This window comes from Frondihabitans australicus (assembly GCF_003634555.1).
GTDB classification, from domain to species: Bacteria; Actinomycetota; Actinomycetes; order Actinomycetales; family Microbacteriaceae; genus Frondihabitans; species Frondihabitans australicus.
In genome coordinates this window covers 627151-647026 of record NZ_RBKS01000001.1, presented here as the reverse complement: position 1 = coordinate 647026, position 19876 = coordinate 627151, and the positions used below count along the sequence as shown (strand labels likewise).

Here is a 19876-nt window from a genome sequence, read left to right as displayed (position 1 = left end):
GCGCCGTGGCTGCTCCGACGACCGTCACGGCGACCGGCGCCGCCGCCACCGGCGCCGCCTCGGCCGAGCCCGACCGCGTCGTCGGCGCCGACCGCGTGCTGGCGGTGCTCGTCGAGCTGGCCAAGCACACCCAGGGCGCGAGCCTCGACGAGCTCGTCACGGTCATCCGGGCACCGAAGCCGACGGTGCACCGCGCCCTCGCGTCGCTGCGGCGCGCGGGCCTCGCGGCGCAGGACGGCCACGGCCACTACATCCTCGGCGACGAGTTCCTGCGCCTGGCCTTCGCGCACGCCGAGGGGCGGCCCGACCACGTGCGGGTCACCGGGATCCTGGAGCGCCTCGCCCACCGCTACGGCGAGACGGCGCACTACGCCGTCCTCGACGGGCGCTGGGTGGTGTACCGGTCGAAGGTCGACCCGCTGGTCGGCGCCGTGAAGCTCTCGTCGACCGTGGGCGGGCGCAACCCCGCGCACTCGACGGCCGTCGGCAAGCTCCTGCTGTCGTACGAGCTGCCGACCCTCGACGCCGTGCGCGACTGGATCGGCGACGAGCCGCTCGAGGCGCGGACGGAGACGACGGCCGCGACACCCGAGGCCCTTCACGACCAGCTCGAGCTCATCCGCGAGCGCGGCTACTCGATCGACGATCAAGAGAACGAGGCCGGCGTGAACTGCCTCGCGCTGCCGGCCTTCCTCGCGTCGCCGACTGTCCCCACGGGCGGCATCAGCATCTCGGGGCTCGCCTACCGCATGCCGATCGGGGACCTCGTGCGCGATCTCAGCGCGATCCGAGCGATCGTGTCGGGAGCGGACTGACTCGGATCCTGCGCCCTCCAGCCACCCCACCCCAGAAGGAGAACCATGAAGCTCATGCGCCTCGGCGAACCCGGCCACGAGAGGCCGGTCGTGCGCGTCGACGTCGACCACTACGTCGATGTCGGCGACGTCGTGCCCGACTTCGACGAGGCGTTCTTCGGCTCGGGCGGCCTCGCCACGCTTCCGGCGCTCGTGGCGTCGAAGCAGGCGGCAGGAGCAGCGACCCCGTTCACCGACGAACGCGTCGGCGCTCCGATCGCCCGCCCGCACCAGATCCTCTGCATCGGCCTCAACTACTCCGACCACGCGAAAGAGACCGGGCAGGCGGTGCCGAGCGAGCCGATCCTGTTCACGAAGTCGCCGAACACCCTCGTCGGCCCGAACGACGACGTGCGGATCCCCCGCGGGTCGACGAAGCCCGATTGGGAGGTCGAGCTCGGCATCGTCATCGGCCGCCGCACCTCGTACCTCGACTCGGTCGACGAGGCCCGCGACGCCATCGCCGGATTCACCGTCGTCAACGACGTCTCCGAGCGCGCGTTCCAGATGGAGCGCGGCGGGCAGTGGTCGAAGGGCAAGTCGGCCGAGACGTTCAACCCGACCGGGCCGTGGCTCGTCACGCCCGACGAGATCTCCGACGTCGGCGACCTCGGAATGTGGCTCGACGTCAACGGCGTGCGGCGGCAGGACGGCTCGACGTCGACGATGATCTTCGACCCCTACTTCATCGTGCACCACCTGTCGCAGTTCATGGTGCTCGAGCCCGGCGACCTCATCGACACCGGCACTCCTCCCGGCGTCGGCATGGGCTTCGACCCGCAGATCTGGCTGCAGCCGGGCGACGTGATGGAGCTCGGCATCGACGGGCTGGGGTCGCAGCGCCAGACCGTCGTCGGGCCGCGGTAGGCCGTGCGCGCGTTCGTCGTCACCGGGCCGGGGAGGTATGCGGTCGAGGAGGTGCCCGATCCTGCGCCCTCGGAGGGCCAGGTGGTCGTCGATGTCGAACGGGTCGGGGTGTGCGGCACCGACGCCGAGTTCTTCTCGGGCGAGATGGCGTACCTGCACCAGGGGCACGCGGCGTACCCGCTGCGGCTCGGGCACGAGTGGTGCGGCACGATCTCGGCCGTCGGCCCGGGCGTCTCTCCGGCGCTCGTCGGCACGCGGACGACCGGCGACACGATGCTCGGCTGCGGCCACTGTCGCCGATGCCTCTCGGGGCGCCAGCACCTCTGCGACGACCGGTACGAGATCGGGATCCGCGGCGGCTGGCCCGGAGCCCTCGCCTCGCAGCTCGTGGTGCCGGCGTCGTCGCTGCACGCGCTGCCCTCGTCGGTCGACTCGGTCGCAGGGGCGCTCGTCGAGCCCGGCGGCAACGCACTGCGGGCCGTGCGCGGTGCGGCGCTGTCGAAAGGGTCACGCGTGCTCGTGCTCGGGCCGGGCACCATCGGCCTGCTCTGCGCGCTCTTCGCTCAGGCGGCAGGAGCCGCGGTACAGCTCGCCGGGGTCACGCCAGGCTCGCTCGCCTTCGCCCGCTCCCTGGAGTTCGACACCGTGTCGCTGGCCGACGGGTCCGCGGCGCCGGCCGATGCCGGTCTCCCGGCAGGAGCGGACTCGCCGCCCGCCGGCCCGTTCGACGCCGTCATCGACGCGTCGAACGGCGCCTCGTCTCCCGCCCTCGCCGTCGACCTGGTCGAGCCGGGCGGCCGCGTCGTCTTCATCGGGCTGTCGGGCGCGCCGTCGCTCGTCGACTCGCGCGACCTCGCCCTGAAAGACGTGACCGCGGTCGGAGTGCTCAGCGCCTCGGGCGGACTCGCCGGGGCGATCGAGGCGTACGCGTCGGGCGTCGTCGACCCTCGGCCTCTCGTCGCCGCCACCGTGTCGCTCGACGGGGTCGGACCCGTGCTCGCCGGCTCACGCCCCGCCGGCGCCGGGCCCGGGCCGAAGCTCCACGTCGACCCGCGGCTCCCCTAGCCCCTCACTCTCCCCCTCTGCGACAAAACGCGACACCTGCGACACATCGGGGCGTCGCAGGTGTCGCGTTTTGTCGCCCGGGGCTCGAAGAGACGGGCTCGGGGGACGGAGGCGTCGGAGGCTCGCTACGCCGCGGGCGGGGCGGGCATGCTCGCGATGAGCGCAGGGATCAGCCCCGGGAATCTCTCATCGAGCTCCTGCCGCCGCAGCTGGATCGCATGGTTGCGCCCGTCGACGAGCGTGCGCGTGACGCCGGCCTCGCGCAGGATCTTGAAGTGGTGCGACATGGTCGACTTCGTGATGTCGACGCCCCACCCGTCGAGCGTCTTCGCCTTCGGCTCGCCGTCGGCCAGCACGCCGACGATGTGCAGGCGGATCGGATCGGCCACGGCTCGCAGGATCTCGACCATCGTCACGTCGGCCATGTCGGGGACGGGGTAGTCGGACATGCGACTCCTTCGAAAAACAGTTCGACAACTATCGAACTACGGCGTACTCTGATCGTATGACGGTTATCGAACAATCGTACGCCTCACGCATCGTGACGGCACGCCTCGGCATCCTCGCCGGCGCCCTCTTCGTCGTCGGCACCAACGCGTTCGTCATCGCCGGTCTCCTCCCCCAGATCGCCCGCGGGCTCGGCACGACAGAGACCAGCGTCGGCTACACGATCACGCTGTACTCGATCATCGTGGCCGTCGTCTCGCCGGCCCTCTCGGTCGGGCTCGCGCGCATCGACCGCACGCACCTCATGACGGCCGGGCTCGCCGTCATCGCGGTCGGCACCGCCGTGACCGCGGTGAGCACCAGCCTCGGGATGTTCGAGGTCGGCCGCGTCCTCGCCGCGATCGGCGGTGCCGCGCTGGTCCCCGCGGCCACCGCGGCCGCGCCCACGCTCCTTCCGGCCGACCAGCGGGGTCGAGCACTGGCGATCGCCGCCCTCGGCTTCACGTTCGCGACCGCACTCGGCTCACCGGTCGGGACGGCGCTGGCCGGCGTCGGTGGATGGCGTCTGCCGCTCGGCGCTCTCGCGATCCTGGGTGCCCTGCTCGCGGTCGCGATCGGCGTTCTCGTGCGAGACGTGCCCCTCGGTGCGGCGATCGGCCTGCGGGCTCGGCTGGCGACGCTTCGAGGCGGCGCGATGGTGCTGACGCTCGTGTCGGCGCTGCTCCTGACCGCCGGGTTCAACATCGTCTACATCTTCGTGAGCCCGGTCACGGCGGCGTCGACGTCGGGGTCGTCGGGGCTTCTCGCCATCCTGCTGCTGCTCTTCGGTCTCGGAGGCGTCGTGGGCACGAACCTGTCGGGGCGGCTGACCGACCGGCTCGGCTCTCGCGCCATGGTCGCGATCGGGCTCGGCGGCGAGGTCGTCGTGCTGGGCCTGGTGCCCGTGCTGGCAGGGTCGTACGCGCTCCTCGCCGTGGCGTTCTTCGTCTGGGGCGTGCTCGCGTTCGGCGCCGTCGTGCCGGTGCAACACCGCCTCGTGAGCATCGACCCGGCCACCGCCGGCATCGCCCTGTCGTGGTATTCGACCGCGATGTACGTCGGGATCGCCCTCGCGCCCGTCCTGGGCGGCTTCGAGCTCGCAGGATCGGGAGCGTCGATCGCCATCCCGCTCACCGGCGCGGCCCTCGCCCTCGTGGCCCTCGTCGCGTTCGCCGTCGGCTCCGCGCGGCGTCGCCCGCGCCCGCACACCTCCTAGCGCCTCCCGAAAACGACTCTGCGCACGCGAAATCGGGTGCGCGGAGTCGTTTTCGGGAGGCCCTGGCCGGAGACCACTCCTCCGCGACAAAACGCGACAATCGCGACGCCCGGAGACGTCGCGATTGTCGCGTTTTGTCGCAAGAGGGGGGCTAGGCGCGCGACTTCACGTTCTGCGTGTAGATCGCGCCCGTGGTGACGTCCTCCTCGAGCTTCTCGAGCGTGCGGCCGCGCGTCTCGGGGACGGCGCGCCACACGAACAGCAGCGCGAGGGCGTTGACGACGGCGAAGCCGAAGAACGTGCCCGTGATGCCGAACGCGCTGATGATCGTCGGGAAGTACAGGCCGAGGAAGGCGTTCGCGATCCAGAGGCAGAACACCGACACGCCGATGCCGAAGCCGCGCATCTTCAGCGGGAAGATCTCCGACAGCGTCACCCAGGTGGCGACGTTGAGGAAGGTCTGCATCGAGCCGACGAACGCGATGATGAGCACGAGCAGCACCCACGGGCGGGCCGGGTTGCCGACGGGCAGCGCGACCGAGCCGATGCCGATGAGCAGGTGGCAGATCGTCGTCAGCGTGAAGCCGAGGATGAACGTGAGGCGGCGCGAGAAGTGGTCCATCATCCGCAGCGCGATGATGGCGCCGATCACCGCGACGATGCCGGGGCCGATGTTGACGATGAGCGCGACCTGCGCGCCGAAGCCGGCCTCGCGGAGCACCGACTGGCCGTAGTACATGACCGCGTTGATTCCGGTGAGCTGCTGGGCGACGCCGAGGCCGATGCCGACGAGCAGGATCCGGATCAGCCACTTGTTGCGCAGGATCGACCCGAGGTCCATCTTCACGACGTTCTTGTCTTCCGTCGTGACGCGCTCGACGTCCTTGAGCTCGGCCTCGGCGCGCTCCTTCGTGCGGAGCGTCGACAGCACCTCGAGCGCCTCGGCGTCGCGGCCCTTCGAGACGAGCCAGCGCGGCGACTCGGGCATGCGGATCATGCCGATGAACAGCGCGATCGCCGGCAGGGCCTCGACGGCCAGCATGATGCGCCACACGCCGTGGCCCTCGCCGCCGGCGATGATGGCGATGGCGGCATTGATGCAGAAGGCCAGGAGCTGGCCGAGCACGATCGCGAACTCGTTGCGGCCCGCGATCGATCCTCGGATCTCGTACGGAGCGAGTTCGGCAAGGAAGACCGGGACGATCGTCGACGCTGCGCCGACGGCGAGGCCGAGAACGATGCGGCCGGCGAGCATGACGCCGAACGTCGGCGCGATGACGCAGAGGATCGCGCCGATGAAGAACAGCACCGCCATGAGCATGATCGACTTGCGTCGACCCCAGGCGTCCGACAGGCGACCGCCGGTGATGGCGCCGACCGCGGCGCCGAAGAGGAGTCCTGAGGTGACGCCGCCCTCAGAGAGCGCCGTCAGGTGCAGCTCCTGCACCATCGGGCTGAGCGCGCCGTTGATGACGCTGGTGTCGTAGCCGAAGAGGAGGCCGCCGAAGGTGGCGACGAGCGCGACCATTCCGAGGCGCTTGCTGTGGGGCCCTGTGGTGAGGGGCGGCAGCGAGATCGCGCCGCCCGTGGCTGTGTCCGACGTACCAGTCGTTGTCGACACGGGAACTCCTTTGTTCTGACATTAGGACACGTGAACCCTACCCCTATGTCCTGTCATTTGCGCAAGCCATTCTTCCACTTTTCGGAATGGAGCGCTCCGACGGCGGACACGCTGCGTCGAGGGCGCGGCGCCGTCGGGATACGCTCGTGGCATGCCATCGACCGCCGACGCCTCGCGAGCTCTCGCCAGCGCTCGTGCTCCTCGGCGCGACGCCGTGCGCAACGAGCAGCGGGTCATCGAGGCCGCTCGCGCAGCCTTCGCCGAACGCGGCCCCGATGCCAGCATGGAAGAGATCGCGGCTCGCGCGGGAGTCGGCGTCGGCACGATCTACCGACGTTTCGCGGGCAAGGACGCCCTGCTCGACGCCATCGCCGAGCAGCTCTCCGCCGAACTCGACGCGGCCGCCGACGCCGCCCTCGACGACGGCGACGCGGAACGCGGGCTGCTCACCTTTCTCGACTACGTCGGCCGATTCACCTCCGAGAAGCGGCTCTATTCGGCCGCGCTGCTCGACCGCCTCGGCGAGCGAACCGATCGTCCGGTGACGAACGCCAAGGTCGAGCAGCTCACGGTCAACGCGGTGGCCGCAGGCGTGCTCTCATCCGACGTGACAGGCGCCGACATCAAGGCGCTACTCGTGGCTCTGCGAGGAGTGATGGAGGCCCTGCCCGAGGCCGACGACGAGCGCTGGCGCCGGTTCGTCAGAGTGCACATCGACGGGCTTCGACCATCGGGAGGCACGCCGCTCGCCTCCTGAGTCCGCTTCTTCATGGTCTTATGCGGAATCCATCTTCCGCTTAAGCGTAGTATCGGAATCGTCATTCCGCTTCGTGCGGACGATTTCGAGAGGACCCCCATGCGAACGACCACCGGCTGGCAGAGCAACAGTGCGAGCGACCGACCCACCGATCTGGAGCGCACCGCCTTCGAGCGCCGCGACCTCCGCGACGACGACATCGCCGTGCGAGTCGACTTCTGCGGCGTCTGCCACAGCGACCTCCACCGCATCCAGGGAATGCTCGGCGAGGGCGACATCGTGCCCGGGCACGAGGCGACCGGCGTCGTCACCGCCGTCGGACCGGCCGTGACCGACCTCGTCATGGGCGATCGAGTCGCGATCGGCACGATCGTCGACTCGTGCGGTGAGTGCGCGATGTGCCTCGCCGGCCAGGAGAACTACTGCTGGCAGGGGCCCGTCACCACCTACGGCGGCACCGACCGCGTCGACGGCACGAAGACGCAGGGCCTCTACAGCCGCGAGTACGTGCTGAAGTCGACCTTCGCCTACCGCCTGCCCGACGGCCTCGACGCGGCCGCGGCCGCACCCCTGATGTGCGCCGGCATCTCGGTCTGGGAGCCCCTCGTCGCCTCCGGCATCGGCCCGGGCAGCCGCGTCGCGGTCGCCGGGCTCGGCGGCCTCGGTCACCTCGCCGTCAAGCTCGCCGCGGCTCTCGGCGCCGAGGTCACGGTGCTGAGCCGCGGCACGGCGAAGACCGACGACGCGATCAGCCTCGGCGCCACCGCCCTGCTCGACACGACCGACGAGCAGGCGGTGCAGGATGCCCGTGGTCGCTTCGATCTCGTCATCGACACGATCTCGGCCGAGCACGCCCTCGAGCCCCTGCTGGGCATGCTCGGTCTCGACGGCTCGTTCTGCATGCTCGGCAATCCGCTGATGACCCCGCCGCGCTTCTTCGCCTTCCTCCCGGGCCGCAAGCGCGTGTTCGCGTCAGGCACCGGCGGCCGGCTGCACACGGCCGAGCTGCTCGCGTTCTGCGCCGAGCACGGCATCACGGCCGACGTCGAGGTGCTGCCGTCCGCTCGCGTCTCGGAGGCACTGGACCGCCTGGAGCGCGGCGACGTGCGGTACCGATTCGTGCTCGACCTGGCCGACCTTGACGCGTAGCCGGTGCGGCGGGCGGTCAGCGCGACACGGTCGGCGTAGCCGCCGTGTCGCGCGCGACCTCCTCGAGCGGGTCGGCGTTCATCCTGCGCCGGGCCGTCGCCGCCGCCACGGCGAAGGTGGCGAGCGCGGCGACGCCTCCGATGAGGATGGGGACGCGGGCTCCTGCGACATCGGCCACCCATCCGAGCAGCGGCCCGCCGATCGGTGTGGTGCCGATCTGCAGTACCGTCTGCACGGCGATCACGCGACCCGCCATCGACGGCTCGGCGCGCAGCTGCGCCATCGCCGTGGTGGCGGTCATGTACGAGATCGACACGGCTCCGACGGCGGCCGCGACGAGGTACGCGACCGGGATGTTCGGCACGAACGCCAGGGCTGTGAGAGCGATTCCGAAGGCTCCTGCGCTCAGGATGATGGTGCGGAGCGTGATCGTCGTGCGCCGAGCCACGAACAGGGTGCCGACGAGCGCTCCGATGCTGAACGACGAGTACAGCAGCGTGTACTGGAGCGCCGAGCCGTGCAGACCCTTCTCGACGAGCAGCGGGTAGGTGACGTTGAAGTTGTAGCTGAGCAGGCCGATCACCAGGAGCATGGCGAACGAGACCGCGAGCTCGGGCGTGCGCCAGATGTATTTGACGCCCGCGATCACCTGCCCCTTAGCCTTCACGGCGCGCGGCGAGGTGAAGAACTCGGCGCCGTTCATGCGGATCAGCGCGACGATCACGACCGAGTACGACGCGGCGTCGATCGCGAACGCCCAGCCGAAGCCGAGCGTCGAGACCAGCAGACCGGCGATGGCGGGCCCGACGATGCGGGAGAGGTTGACCATCGAGCTGTAGAGCGTGACGGCGTTCGACACCTGCGAGCGCGGCACCAGCTCGCGCACGAACGAGCGCCTCGCCGGATTGTCGGCCGCGAGCAGGCAGCCGCCGAGGGTCGCGATCACGTAGAAGACGGCGAGCGACGTGCCCGGAATGAACGCGAACACCGCCAGCAGCACCGACTCGGCCATCTCGAGCGACTGCGTGACGTAGAGCAGCTTGCGCTTGTCGACCCGGTCGGCGATCGAGCCGGCGTAGATCGAGAAGAACAGGATCGGCCCGTACTGGCAGGCGACGAGCCACCCCACGGCCGTGCCGCTGCCCGTCCGATCGAGGACGAGCAGCGTCAGGGCGACGTTCGTGAGCCAGTTTCCGCTGTTCGACACCAGCTGGCCGATGAAGAAGAGACGGTAGTTGCGGGTGCCCAGCGACACGAAGGTGCGGGAGAAACCGGACGCGAATCGTCTCTTCACGGGTGGTGGCGCTCCTGTCGGTCGGCGATAGTTATTTAGCCAGACTAACAAGTTTGGCGCGCCGCCGCACGCCCCTTCGCGCCGCTCCCGGTTCCCCGCGCGACAAAACGCGACACCTGCGACGTCGGAGCGCGTCGCAGGTGTCGCGTTTTGTCGCAGAGGAGGGCGGGCTACGCGGAGACGACGAGCCGGAAGGCGCCCTCGGCGGCAGGCTCGACGCGCACGGCGGAGAGGTCGTCGACGATCACGTCGGCACCCTGCAGCGCGGCATCGGGATGCGTGCCCCGCACGCCCACCACGAACGCGACCCCGGCGGCCCGAGCGGCCTCGATGCCGGGCGGTGTGTCTTCGAAGACGGCACACTCCCCCGGCGCCACGCCGAGCAACGACGCACCGCGCAGGAAGGGGTCGGGGTGCGGTTTGCCCCGCGCGGTCTGGTCGGCCGTGACGACGATCGATGGGCGGTCGAGCCCGGCCGCGGCCAGCCGCACCGGCACGATGCTGGGCTGGCTCGACGTGACGATGGCGCGCTGCGTGTCGTCGAGGCTCGACAGGAGCGCCTCGGCTCCTGCGATCGCCTCGACCCCCTCGACGTCGTTCGCCTCGAGGTCGACGAGGCGCGCGAAGGCCGTGTCGATCTGGTCGGCGGGCAGGATCTCGGCCAGCACCTCGAGCCCCGGCCTCCCGTGGAACGTCTCCATGAACGTGCGATCGACGATGCCCGCCTCGTCGGCCCACCGCCCCCAGGCCCGGTTGCCGACGGGTGTCGAGTCGACGATGGTGCCGTCCATGTCGAAGAGGCAGGCGCGCAGCAGCGGGGAGAGCATGCCTCCACCCTGCCAGACGGCCGCCCGCCTCCGCCCCGCCCGCCCTGTCTGACGGCGCGCGCGGCGGCGCGGCCGGCTAGCGGAGGCTGCGCCGATACGCGCTCGGCGACACCCCGCACGTGCGAGTGAAGTGCGCGTAGAACGACGACTGCGACCCGAACCCGGCCGCGTCGGCGATCTCGACCGTCGTGAGGCTCGTCGTGAGCAGCAGTCGCTGCGCCTCCGCCACCCGGCACCGCGTGAGGTACGCGCCGAGCGTGGTGCCCACCGTCTCTCGGAACAGCGTCATCGCGTAGTTCGGGTTGAGGTGCGTCGCGCGGGCGATGTCGGCGGCCGCGATCTCCGACCGGAAGTTCGCCGTCACGTACCGCGCCATCTCGACCACGTGCTGCATGCCGTCGGCGTGCGCACCCGGTGTCGGCGTCAGCCCCAGGGGCGCAGGATCGGCCCCCGCCGCCCCCTCCGACGCCGCGACCGCCGCCAGATGCTCCGCGTGCCGATGCAGCAGACGCCGCACGAGCGCATGGATCTCCAGCAGCGCGAAGTCCTGCGCCCCTTCGTCCATGAGGTCGCTCATCCAGGAGTGGAACATCGACTCGACGTCGCGCCCGGCCGAGTCGGACGGCAGCACGATCGGTCGACTGGTAAGCAGGTCGCTGAGGTAGTCGCGCGGCAGAGCCCACCCGAAGACGGTCTCCAGCGGTATATGCACCCAGAGGCATTCGATCGACGACTCGTCGTCCTGTTCAACGAGACGATGGGGAGTGGCACCCCAGAACACGGCGATCTGCCCAGCGCATACTTTGAGCGGCATGCCTCCGAACAGGTAGTCGAGCTCGCCCGAGACGACGAAGTTCAGCTCGAGATCGTCGTGCCGGTGGGGCCGCGGCATGTGCGGCGGGCGGCCGTGTCGCACCCAGATGGCGGGGACGTCGACCTCGACGTCGACGTCACTCAGGCGCGGCTGGTCGCAGAAGGACTCGGACTGGAGGGGGGCTTCGAGAAGCCGTCGTTGGCTCACGCGATCACCATAGACACGATCTGAGGATTCTGGAAGAACCACCGCGCCAGACGGAGGTCACGACCCGGCGTCGGTTCCTAACCTGCCCTTCATGACGACGAAAATCACGATCATCGGAGCCGGCGGCTTCGTGTTCCCCTTCCGCCTCATCGGCGACCTCCTGAGCTTCCCGGCCCTGCGCGACGCGCAGCTGTGCCTGATGGACATCAACGCCGAGCGCGTCGAGCGAGTGGCGGCAGGAGCCCGCGAGCTCGCCGAGCACCACGGCTTCGACACCGACATCGTCGCGACGAGCGACCGACGGGAGGCCCTCACCGACGCCGACGTCGTGATCATCACCTTCCAGGTCGGCGGCATCGACTCGTACCGCTGGGACGTCGAGATCCCGCGCCGGTACGGCGTCGACCAGACGGTCGGCGACACCGTCGGCCCCGGCGGCGTGTTCCGGTTCCTGCGCTCCGCACCCGTCTACGAGGCGATCGCTCAGGATGCCCTCGAGCTCTGCCCCGACGCGCAGTTCATCAACTACGCCAATCCGATGGCGATGGCGACGGCGTTCCTCAACGCCAAGGGCCTCACGACCGTCGGCCTCTGCCACAGCGTGCAGGGCACGACCCGCATGCTCGCGCGCACTCTCGGCGTGCCGTACGACGAGGTGAACTACATCTCGGCCGGCATCAACCACCAGGCGTGGATCCTGAAGTTCGAGCGCCACGGCGAAGACCTCTACCCGCGGCTGCGCGAGGTGATGGCGGCCAAGCACCTCCGCGGTCGGGGTGGCGCCGGGCTCCTGCAGGATGACGGCGACCACAGCGAGGCGGCCACGGCCGAGAGCAACTACGAGGGCGGCAACGAGCAGGTCCGCACGACGCTCATGGACGCCTTCGGCTTCTTCGAGACCGAGTCGAGCCACCACGCCTCGGAGTACCTGCCATACTTCCGCAAGGACGCCGAGACGACGCTCGAGTTCATCCCCGAGCGCTGGGACTACTACGAGATCTGCTCGGCACACGACGAGCAGGGCGACATCGACCAGCAGCTCGCGAAGCTCAAGGACCACCTCGAGCCGAGCGTCGAGTACGGCGCCACGATCGTCAACTCGCTCGTGACCGGCGTGCCGAGCGTGATCTACGGCAACGTGCCGAACCGCGGCGCCCTCATCACGAACCTGCCGGACGACGCCTGCGTCGAGGTGCCCTGCCTCGTCGACCGCTCAGGAGTGCAGCCGACCTACGTCGGCGACCTCCCGCTGCAGCTCGCCGCGCTCAACCGCACGAACGTCAACGTCCAGACGCTCGCCGTGCAGGCGGCGCTCACCGGCAACCGCGAGAACGTCTACCACGCCGTCGCGATGGACCCCCTGACCGCGGCCCACTGCACCCTCGACCAGATCCACGCGATGACCGACGAACTGCTCCAGGCCCACCGCGCCCTCCTGCCCGAGGCGCTGCGGCTGCCCGAGGGGGTCGAGGTGCCGGGCGCAGGAGCAGCGAGCACGCTCCCCGATCCTGAGCCCGCCGCGCTGGCCGACGCCGCCCACTGACCCCACCCCACCCCACCTCACCCGACCAGACCCCAGAGACCAGAACTCAGACCCACCCCGCCCGGCGGAACGACAGCGGCCGCCGGCTCGCTCCCGCGCGCCCTCGCGCGCACCCACCACGAACAAAGGAGTTCCCATGCCCGGACACGACAGCGAGACACCCGGCGTCAGTCGCCGCACCGTCCTGAAGTACGCGGCGAGCGCCGCCGGCCTCGCGGCCCTCGCTCCCGCTCTCGCCGCCTGCAGCACCTCGACCGGTGCCAGCGCGGGGACCGCGGCGGTGACGAAGAGCACGAAGGCCGACCTGGTGCTCACCACCTGGAACATCCCGGCCGACGTCGTCGCGTACCGCAAGTTCGCCGCCGAGTACAAGAAGATGTACCCCGGCGTGAACATCAAGGTGCAGGTGACGCCGAACGGCGACTTCAACCAGTACATGTCGACCCAGCTCGCCGGCGGCAACGCGCCCGACATCATCCGCAACACCTGGCAGGGCTTCGGCCGGTGGGCGCAGAACGGCGGCTTCGTCGCCCTCGACGACTACCTGAAGAAGGGCTACGGGGACGGCTTCGGCGAGACGTTCTGGAAGGCCGCGCAGGTCGACGGCAAGGTGCACGGGATCCCGCAGCACACCGACACCTTCGGCACGTACTACCGCAAGGACGTCATGGCGAAGGTCGGTGCGAAGATCCCGACGACGATCGACGACGCGTGGACCTGGGACCAGTTCCTGTCGCTGGCGAAGGACGTCAAGCAGGAGACCGGCAAGGCCGCCGTCGCGTACGGCTTCGAGGGGGCGAACACGGCGTACCGGTGGCTGCCGTTCCTCTACATGCACGGCGGCAAGCTGCTGGAGGACGACGGCAAGACGCCGGCCATCGACAACGCCACCGGCATCGAGGCGATCGCGTGGTTCCAGAACCTCTACAACGAGGGCCTGATCCCGAAGTCGAACACGATCAAGGGGTCGACGACGGCGGCGGTCGAGAACCTCTTCACGTCGGGCCAGGTCGGCCTCATGATCTGGGGCGACTGGATCATGGGCGAGGTCGCGAAGGGCTTCTCCACCGACAAGTGGGACATCACCTACATGCCGCAGGACAAGTCGCGCGCCTCCGACCTCGGCGGCAACCTGCTGTCGGTGTCGAAGTCGTCGAAGAGCCCGGCCGTCGCGGCCGACTTCATCCAGTTCGTCTGCAACGAGGCGAACATGAAGTACTTCTGCGAGACCGACCTCTTCCTCCCCGTCCGGACCGCGCTGCAGGACGAGACGCTCACGTTCTCGTCGCAGTCGAAGCAGATGGCACTGTTCAGCGAGCAGGCGAAGACGGTGCCGGCGGCCATGGCGAAGGTCGAGACGCTGCCCGACTTCGCGACGATCAACGAGGTGCTGGCCGACCAGCTCGACCTGTGCTTCATCGGCAGCCAGACTCCGACGGCGACGGCGAAGGCCATCGCGTCGGGCATCCAGAACGCGGCGTCATGACGAGCGTCCCCACCCGCAGTGAAGCGCCCGCCGACGGGAGGATCTCCGTCGGCGGGCGCCGCCCGTCCCGCGGTCGCGGCGCCGGCGCCGTCGGAGGCACCGGCGGCGCGGGTCGTTCCGGCCGCTCCGGTCGCTCGCGGCGCGAGTCGCGCGTCGCCCCGTGGGCGTTCGTCACCCCGAGCCTCGTGCTGTTCTCGGTGTTCGCGTTCGCCCCGATCCTCGCCTCCGTCGTGCTCAGCTTCGAGAACGTGCAGGTGTTCGGCGGCGGCACCTTCGTCGGGCTGCAGAACTACCAGACGATGCTCACGACGCCGCTGTTCTGGGAGGCGGTGAAGAACACCCTCATCTTCACGGTGGGGACGGTGCCCACGAGCGCGGCTCTCGGGCTCCTGCTCGCCATCATGCTGAACCGGAAGCTGCCGGGCCGAGGCATCATCCGCAGCCTGTACTTCCTGCCGATGGTGGTCTCGGGCGTCGCCGTGTCGCTGGTGTTCATCTGGATGTTCGACAGCAACGACGGCGTGGTCGACGCCTTCCTCCAGGCGATCGGGCTGCCCCGCATCGGCTGGCTGACGTCGCCCGACTGGGCCATGGTGACGGTGATCCTCGCGGTCGTCTGGGGCCGCATCGGCTTCTGCATGGTGACGTACCTCGCCGCGCTGCAGGGCATCAACCCGTCGCTGCTCGAGGCGGCTCAGATCGATGGCGCAGGATCCTGGCGACGCTTCACCGGCATCACCTGGCCCCTCCTGAACCCCACCACGTACATGCTCATCGTCCTGAACGTCGTGTTCTCGCTGCAGGCGTTCGACGTGATCTACGTGATGACGGGCGGAGGGCCCGGGTTCTCGACCACGGTGCTCATCCAGTACATCTTCCGCTCGGCCTTCACCAACGGTCAGATGGGCTACGCGTCGGCGATCGGCGTGTTCCTGGTCGTGGTGCTGCTGCTTCTGACGCTGCTGCGGAATCGGATCGCGAAGAGGACGGAGGAGGAGTCGTGACGGCTGTCGGTGCAGGGAAGACGTCGGGGGTGCGGGTACTGGATCCTGCGCCCGGCGCGTCGGGTTCGTCGGGCGCGGGGCGTCGTCGACGCGGGTCGACGCGCGGGGCGGTCGGGAGGTGGGTCGTCTGGGCGCTGCTGGCATTGGGTGCGCTGGTGATGTTCTTCCCGGTGTACTGGGTGTTCGTCACCGCGATCAGCCCCGGCGGCCTGTCGCAGGGCTCGGGCTTCTCGCTCTGGCCGAAGCACTTCGACCTCAGCGTGTTCGCGCGCGTGTTCGAGGATCAGCCGATCGGCACGTGGATGCTGAACTCGACGATCATCTCGGTCGCGAGCGTGCTCATCTCGGTGTCGATCTCGCTGCTCGCCGGCTACGCGTTCGCGAAGTACCGGTTCCGGGGCCGCAACGCGCTGTTCGCGCTGATGCTCTTGACGATCATGGTGCCGATCCAGGTGATCGTGGTGCCGGAGTTCGTGATCATCTCGAAGCTGGGGCTCGTCAACTCGTACTGGTCGGTGATCCTGCCGTCGGCCGCGCAGGGCATCTGCATCTTCATCGCGCGGCAGTTCCTGGTGGCGCTGCCCGACGAGCTGATCGAGGCGGCGCGGGTGGACGGGGCGAGCGAGCTGCGGATCTTCCTGCGGGTCGTGCTGCCGATGAGCGGGCCGCTGATCGCGGTGCTGACGATCCTCACCTTCGTCTGGCGCTGGAACGACTTCATCTGGCCGCTGGTCACGCTGCAGACGTCGAACCGCTTCACGATGTCGGTCGGGCTCAACTCGCTCAACGGCGCGTACTCGCACCCGTGGGATCAGATCATGGCGGTGACGCTGCTGTCGATGATCCCGGTGATCATCGTCTTCCTGATCTTCCAGCGGCAGTTCGTGCAGGGTATTGCGGAGTCGGGGCTGAAGTAGCCGGGCTCCTGCTGGCTCCTGCTGGCCTCCCTCGCCCGCCCCGCCCCGCCCCCGCTCCCGCGAGTGGCAGAAATCTGCTGATGCCGGGTGCCGCGCATCCGCACTTTTCTGCCACTCGCCGGGAGCGTGGAGGCTCGGCACGTGACACGGGATGTGTTGTCCTCCCGGTGATTTCAGATCGCGTTGGATTCAACGCGATCTGAAATGACGTTGGACGCGGCACACGACGCCACGCCCAGCTCGGGGCGCCCGGCACGATGCTCGGGCCCACCTGCTCTCCCCCGAGTGGCAGAAAGCTGCTGATGTCGGGCGACGCGCATCCGCAGTTTTCTGCCACTCGGCGCCCTGGAGCGGGGCGGGGCGAGGGCGGGCGGGGGCGAGGGCGGCGGGCTACCGCGGGAGGGCGAGGGCGGCAGCGACGACGGGGGCGTGACGGGCGGCGAAGCGCGAGTCCCACCGGCCGGCGAAGTGCTGTGTGGCGATGCGGTACACGAGGGCGCGGAGCAGGAGCTGGCGCCACCCGGTGTGGCCGTGGTCGTGCGCCAGCTCCTGCAGCCCGACCCCGTGCCAGACGACCGCGTCGGCGACCGCGACCGCCGCGCCGAAGCCGACCGGCCTCCAGTACGGCGCCCAGTCGATCACGGCGGGCGGGAGCCCCGGCGCGAAGAGGACGTTGCCGAGCAGGTCGCCGTGGATCACCTGCGAGGGGAGGTCGAGGGGCTCGAGCGCGCCGACGAGCGCGGCGAGCTGAGGGTCGTCCGGCAGCGCGGCGGCCGGGGCGCCGGGCGGCTCGGGGTCGCCCCAGGCGAGGCGATCGGCGATGCTCCAGCGGTTGGTCTTGCGGGCGATGAACGCCGGCCGTTCGACGTTCGCCAACGCTCGGTGGAAGGCGGTGCCGGCCGCGACGACGTCGGCCACGCGGGACGGGGCGGCTGCTCCTGCGACCCGGGCCTGGGCCTCCCACCCGTCGGCGAGCCAGCCGCCGTCGACCGTGCGTCGCGGCGCCGGCACCGTGAACCCGTCGCCGGGAGGCAGGCGCTCGAGGGTCTCGGCCTTCCAGATCGCTTCGTCGGGCTCGTCATGGGGGCGCAGGATCACGGCTCCCGCCGCCCACGTCAGCCCGCGCCCGCCCTCGAGCCGCACGGGGAGGCCCGCCTCGCCCGGATCGAGCCCGAACGCCCGCAGAGTCTCATCGCCCGGAGCCTCGTCGCCGATCACACCCTCAGTCTGCCGCCCTCGAGTGCCAGAAAACTGCTGATGCGCGGCGTGCTTCATCAGCAGAACGGTGCCACTCGGCGTCAGGCCGGGGCAGGAGTGCGCTGCATCCACATGCCCTCGTCGGGCGTGCCGCCGAGGGGCGCGAAGCCGAACTGCGCGTAGAGACCGTGCGCGTCGGACGTCCGCAGCGCGATCCGCTTGAGGCCGAGAGGCTCCAGCTCGGCGACGATTCCCGCCACGAGGAGCTTGCCGACTCCGAGGCCCCGGGACCCAGGATCGACGAACACGTCGGCCAACCAGGCGAAGGTCACCTCGTCGGTGATCACGCGCGCGTAGCCGACGATGCGCTCGCCAGTCGCGGGGTCGCCCGGCGCAGGGTCGCCCGGCGCGGAGTCGCCGGCCACACGCTCGCCTGCCGCGGGGTCGCCCGGCGCAGGGTCGCTGGCCACACGCTCTCCTTTCGCGGGGTCGCCCGGCGCAGCTTCGTCCGCCAGCACGGCGTAGTTGCGGGACGCCGCCATCGCGCGCTCGTGCGCTTCGCGGCTGCGCCCGGCCGCCCAGTACGACTGCTCGGACAACCAACGGTGCACGACCTCGATGTCGATGTCGGCGGGGTCGTTGCTGAAGCGGAGCGTGGTCATGCCCTCATCGTGCCGCGCCTCTCCCCCGCGGCGACAGGTCCGATCGCGCGCCCGTGGACCGCCTGCGGGCGTGACCCCGGGGTGCCCTTCGCGCGCTAGCCCGCGGACCGGTCGGCCGCGCCCCCGCGCTCACCAGCCGCCGGCCCGCCCGGCGGCCAGGGTCCTGTGCCCGCGGGCGTCCTTCAGCTTCGCCTGAATTCAGGCGCACCTGAAATTGGGGTTCAAGTCGAGGGTGAGGCCAGCTTCAGGAATTCCTGAATTCAGGCGAACCTGTATAACGCAGAGCGACACAACCCCCTCGTCGCCCAGGCGCCGGCTCGACCGTCCGTGCAGGCTCCCCCAGGCCACGCAACGCCCGCCGGGTCACGCAACGTCCGCCGGTTCACGCAACGTCCGCCGGCCAAGCCAACGCCTTTCGGGCAAGACGCACCGCCGCGGCACCCTGCCGTTGCCCGAAAACCGTTGCGTCGCCCCCGGCGCGACTCCCCCTCCGGCGCGTCGCCCCGCCGGGCCGCGCGCGGGCGCGCCCCGTGGCCAGCACGCGTCATCGCCTCGCCCACGCACGCACGCGCGCCGGCGCGCCGGCGAGCACGCCCGCCTGCAAGCGTCACCACGAGCTCGGAACCGTCACCGCGACCTCAGAACTCAACGGGCGCATCGAACTCCACGTGGTGCCCCTGCAGCCACATCATCGACTTCCCGCCGTCACGAGCCGCACGGGCGAACATCAGCGGCAGGATCGCGTCACGCACCACCCGCCCGAGAGGCCCGGCCGCCTTCGAGTTCGACGACCGATGCCCGTACGCGACGATCTTCTCGGTGCGCGCCCGGCGCAGCGCCTCGTACCGCGGCAGGGCGGCGGCGATGCGAGCGGAGTCCGTGGCTCCGGGCGCGTCGCGGAGGCACCGAGCGAGGGTCACCGCGTCCTCCAGCGCCATCGACGCGCCCTGGCCGGCGGACGGCGCGACCGCGTGGGCGGCGTCCCCGAGCAGCACCGCCGCGCGGGAATCGTGCCACCGCCGCACGGTCGGGAGGTCGTACGTGGCCCACGCGCGGAGGGGTTCGGGCGCGGCGTCGATTATGTCGTGGGCGGGTCCGTGATCCTGCGCCATGAGGGTGTGGAGCGTGGAGCGCCAGGAGGCGTCGGAGATCCGCTCGAGCGACCCTCGCTCGGGTTCGCCCGGGTGCGGAGGGTTGGCGAACCAGACGGTGCCGCCGTCGGGCGTGGGCATCCACGCGAAGAAGCAGCGGGTTCCGAACTGCATGCGGAACTCGCCCTGCGGCACATCGACACGGAAGCCGGGCAGGTGGCCGCCGACGTTGAGCACCGGCACGTAGCGGGGCCGCGCGGCGCTCGGGTCGATGAAGGTGCGGACGCGCGACCAGATGCCGTCTGCTCCGACGAGGAGGTCGGCCCGCCGCTCGCTGCCGTCGTTGAAGGTGGCGACGACCTGCGAGCCCTCGTAGCGCGCGCTCACGAAGCGGACACCGTGCGTGAGGGTGATGCCGCGGTCGCGTGCGAGCTGCCCGATGCCGCCGGCGAGCGTGCGGCGGGCGAGCATCCGCGACGTCAGGCGGTCGGGGCGACTCGCCGCGAGCGGCATGCTTCCGAGCGAGCGCCCGCGACCGTTGACGAACGAGATCGTCTCGACGGGGTAGCCCTGCTCTTCGAGCGGGCCGGCGGCGTCGATGGCGCGGAGGGCGTCCATTCCGTTGGCCTGGAAGGTGATCCACGAGCCCTCCTCGACCTCGCTCGGCGTGCGGGCCTCGACGACCTCGACCTCGGCATCCAGGCCTGCCCTCGCCAGGGCGAGGGCCAGCACGGGCCCGCCGACTCCCCCGCCGATGATGAGTACCTTCACTGTCGCCACCTTCCCGTGTATCTTGATTTTCAAGTGAAATCGGTCGAC

At 70.3% G+C, this 19876-nt stretch carries 18 protein-coding genes; 10 read left to right on the top strand and 8 right to left on the bottom strand.

All coding sequences use genetic code 11. The annotated features are described in order from the left end of the window. Window positions 1–5: 5 nt before the first annotated feature. Genes C8E83_RS03010 through C8E83_RS03000 form a run of 3 tightly spaced genes read left to right on the top strand, consistent with a single transcriptional unit; the run spans window position 6 to window position 2786 of the window. Window positions 6–815, top strand: a complete 810-nt coding sequence (locus C8E83_RS03010; protein ID WP_121371702.1) for an IclR family transcriptional regulator — start codon at window positions 6–8, stop codon at window positions 813–815. Between the two features lie 45 nt (window positions 816–860). After that, the gene (locus C8E83_RS03005; protein ID WP_121368372.1) at window positions 861–1721 is read left to right on the top strand and encodes a fumarylacetoacetate hydrolase family protein; all 861 of its coding nucleotides are present in this window, start codon (window positions 861–863) and stop codon (window positions 1719–1721) included. Between the two features lie 3 nt (window positions 1722–1724). Beyond that, window positions 1725–2786 (top strand): zinc-dependent alcohol dehydrogenase, encoded by a 1062-nt coding sequence (locus tag C8E83_RS03000; RefSeq protein ID WP_121368371.1) that lies wholly within the window; start codon window positions 1725–1727, stop codon window positions 2784–2786. A 125-nt stretch (window positions 2787–2911) separates the two neighbouring features. Here C8E83_RS03000 and C8E83_RS02995 read toward each other — a convergent pair whose 3' ends face one another. Beyond that, complete coding sequence (locus C8E83_RS02995; protein WP_121368370.1) at window positions 2912–3235, bottom strand: ArsR/SmtB family transcription factor; 324 nt, start codon at window positions 3233–3235, stop codon at window positions 2912–2914. A 56-nt stretch (window positions 3236–3291) separates the two neighbouring features. Between C8E83_RS02995 and C8E83_RS02990 the strand changes: the two genes are divergently transcribed. Further along, window positions 3292–4488 (top strand): MFS transporter, encoded by a 1197-nt coding sequence (locus C8E83_RS02990; protein WP_121368369.1) that lies wholly within the window; start codon window positions 3292–3294, stop codon window positions 4486–4488. 151 nt (window positions 4489–4639) lie between these two features. Here C8E83_RS02990 and C8E83_RS02985 read toward each other — a convergent pair whose 3' ends face one another. Continuing rightward, a complete protein-coding gene (locus tag C8E83_RS02985) occupies window positions 4640–6109 on the bottom strand; it encodes a sugar porter family MFS transporter (RefSeq protein WP_121368368.1) in 1470 nt (489 codons plus the stop codon). Between the two features lie 151 nt (window positions 6110–6260). Here C8E83_RS02985 and C8E83_RS02980 point away from each other — a divergent pair, with 151 nt between their 5' ends. Both C8E83_RS02980 and C8E83_RS02975 read left to right on the top strand, forming a co-directional pair. Further along, entirely contained in the window at window positions 6261–6866 is a 606-nt protein-coding gene (locus C8E83_RS02980) for a TetR/AcrR family transcriptional regulator (RefSeq protein ID WP_121368367.1), read from the top strand. Window positions 6867–6965: 99 nt separating this feature from the next. Continuing rightward, the gene (locus C8E83_RS02975; RefSeq protein ID WP_121368366.1) at window positions 6966–8015 is read left to right on the top strand and encodes an NAD(P)-dependent alcohol dehydrogenase; all 1050 of its coding nucleotides are present in this window, start codon (window positions 6966–6968) and stop codon (window positions 8013–8015) included. Between the two features lie 16 nt (window positions 8016–8031). Here the strand turns inward: C8E83_RS02975 and C8E83_RS02970 are convergent, their stop codons facing one another. From C8E83_RS02970 to C8E83_RS02960, 3 genes are all read right to left on the bottom strand, one after another. Then, window positions 8032–9309, bottom strand: coding sequence for an MFS transporter (locus C8E83_RS02970; RefSeq protein WP_170159827.1), 1278 nt, complete (start codon window positions 9307–9309; stop codon window positions 8032–8034). 170 nt (window positions 9310–9479) lie between these two features. Next, window positions 9480–10136 (bottom strand): HAD family hydrolase, encoded by a 657-nt coding sequence (locus C8E83_RS02965; protein ID WP_121368364.1) that lies wholly within the window; start codon window positions 10134–10136, stop codon window positions 9480–9482. Between the two features lie 76 nt (window positions 10137–10212). Further along, window positions 10213–11157 (bottom strand): helix-turn-helix domain-containing protein, encoded by a 945-nt coding sequence (locus C8E83_RS02960; protein WP_147430066.1) that lies wholly within the window; start codon window positions 11155–11157, stop codon window positions 10213–10215. A 91-nt stretch (window positions 11158–11248) separates the two neighbouring features. Between C8E83_RS02960 and melA the strand changes: the two genes are divergently transcribed. From melA to C8E83_RS02940, 4 genes are all read left to right on the top strand, one after another. After that, window positions 11249–12700: an alpha-glucosidase/alpha-galactosidase gene (melA, locus tag C8E83_RS02955; protein ID WP_121368362.1), complete on the top strand. Its 1452-nt coding sequence runs from the start codon at window positions 11249–11251 to the stop codon at window positions 12698–12700. A gap of 136 nt (window positions 12701–12836) precedes the next feature. After that, the gene (locus tag C8E83_RS02950) at window positions 12837–14186 is read left to right on the top strand and encodes an ABC transporter substrate-binding protein (protein ID WP_121368361.1); all 1350 of its coding nucleotides are present in this window, start codon (window positions 12837–12839) and stop codon (window positions 14184–14186) included. Continuing rightward, entirely contained in the window at window positions 14183–15190 is a 1008-nt protein-coding gene (locus C8E83_RS02945) for a carbohydrate ABC transporter permease (RefSeq protein WP_121368360.1), read from the top strand. Before C8E83_RS02950 ends, C8E83_RS02945 begins: the two co-directional genes overlap by 4 nt. Next, window positions 15187–16107: a carbohydrate ABC transporter permease gene (locus tag C8E83_RS02940; protein ID WP_245981376.1), complete on the top strand. Its 921-nt coding sequence runs from the start codon at window positions 15187–15189 to the stop codon at window positions 16105–16107. The genes C8E83_RS02945 and C8E83_RS02940 overlap by 4 nt, the downstream gene beginning before the upstream one ends. Window positions 16108–16497: 390 nt before the next feature. On the opposite strand, the gene C8E83_RS02935 is transcribed toward C8E83_RS02940, so the two are convergent. The 3 genes from C8E83_RS02935 to C8E83_RS02925 all read right to left on the bottom strand — a co-directional run bounded on the left by C8E83_RS02935 (window position 16498) and on the right by C8E83_RS02925 (window position 19828). After that, on the bottom strand, window positions 16498–17325 hold the full coding sequence (locus C8E83_RS02935; protein ID WP_121368358.1) for a phosphotransferase: 828 nt from the start codon (window positions 17323–17325) through the stop codon (window positions 16498–16500). Between the two features lie 80 nt (window positions 17326–17405). Further along, window positions 17406–17966: a GNAT family N-acetyltransferase gene (locus C8E83_RS02930; RefSeq protein ID WP_245981374.1), complete on the bottom strand. Its 561-nt coding sequence runs from the start codon at window positions 17964–17966 to the stop codon at window positions 17406–17408. A 638-nt stretch (window positions 17967–18604) separates the two neighbouring features. Continuing rightward, entirely contained in the window at window positions 18605–19828 is a 1224-nt protein-coding gene (locus C8E83_RS02925) for an FAD-dependent oxidoreductase (protein ID WP_170159826.1), read from the bottom strand. Between the last annotated feature and the right edge of the window lie 48 nt (window positions 19829–19876).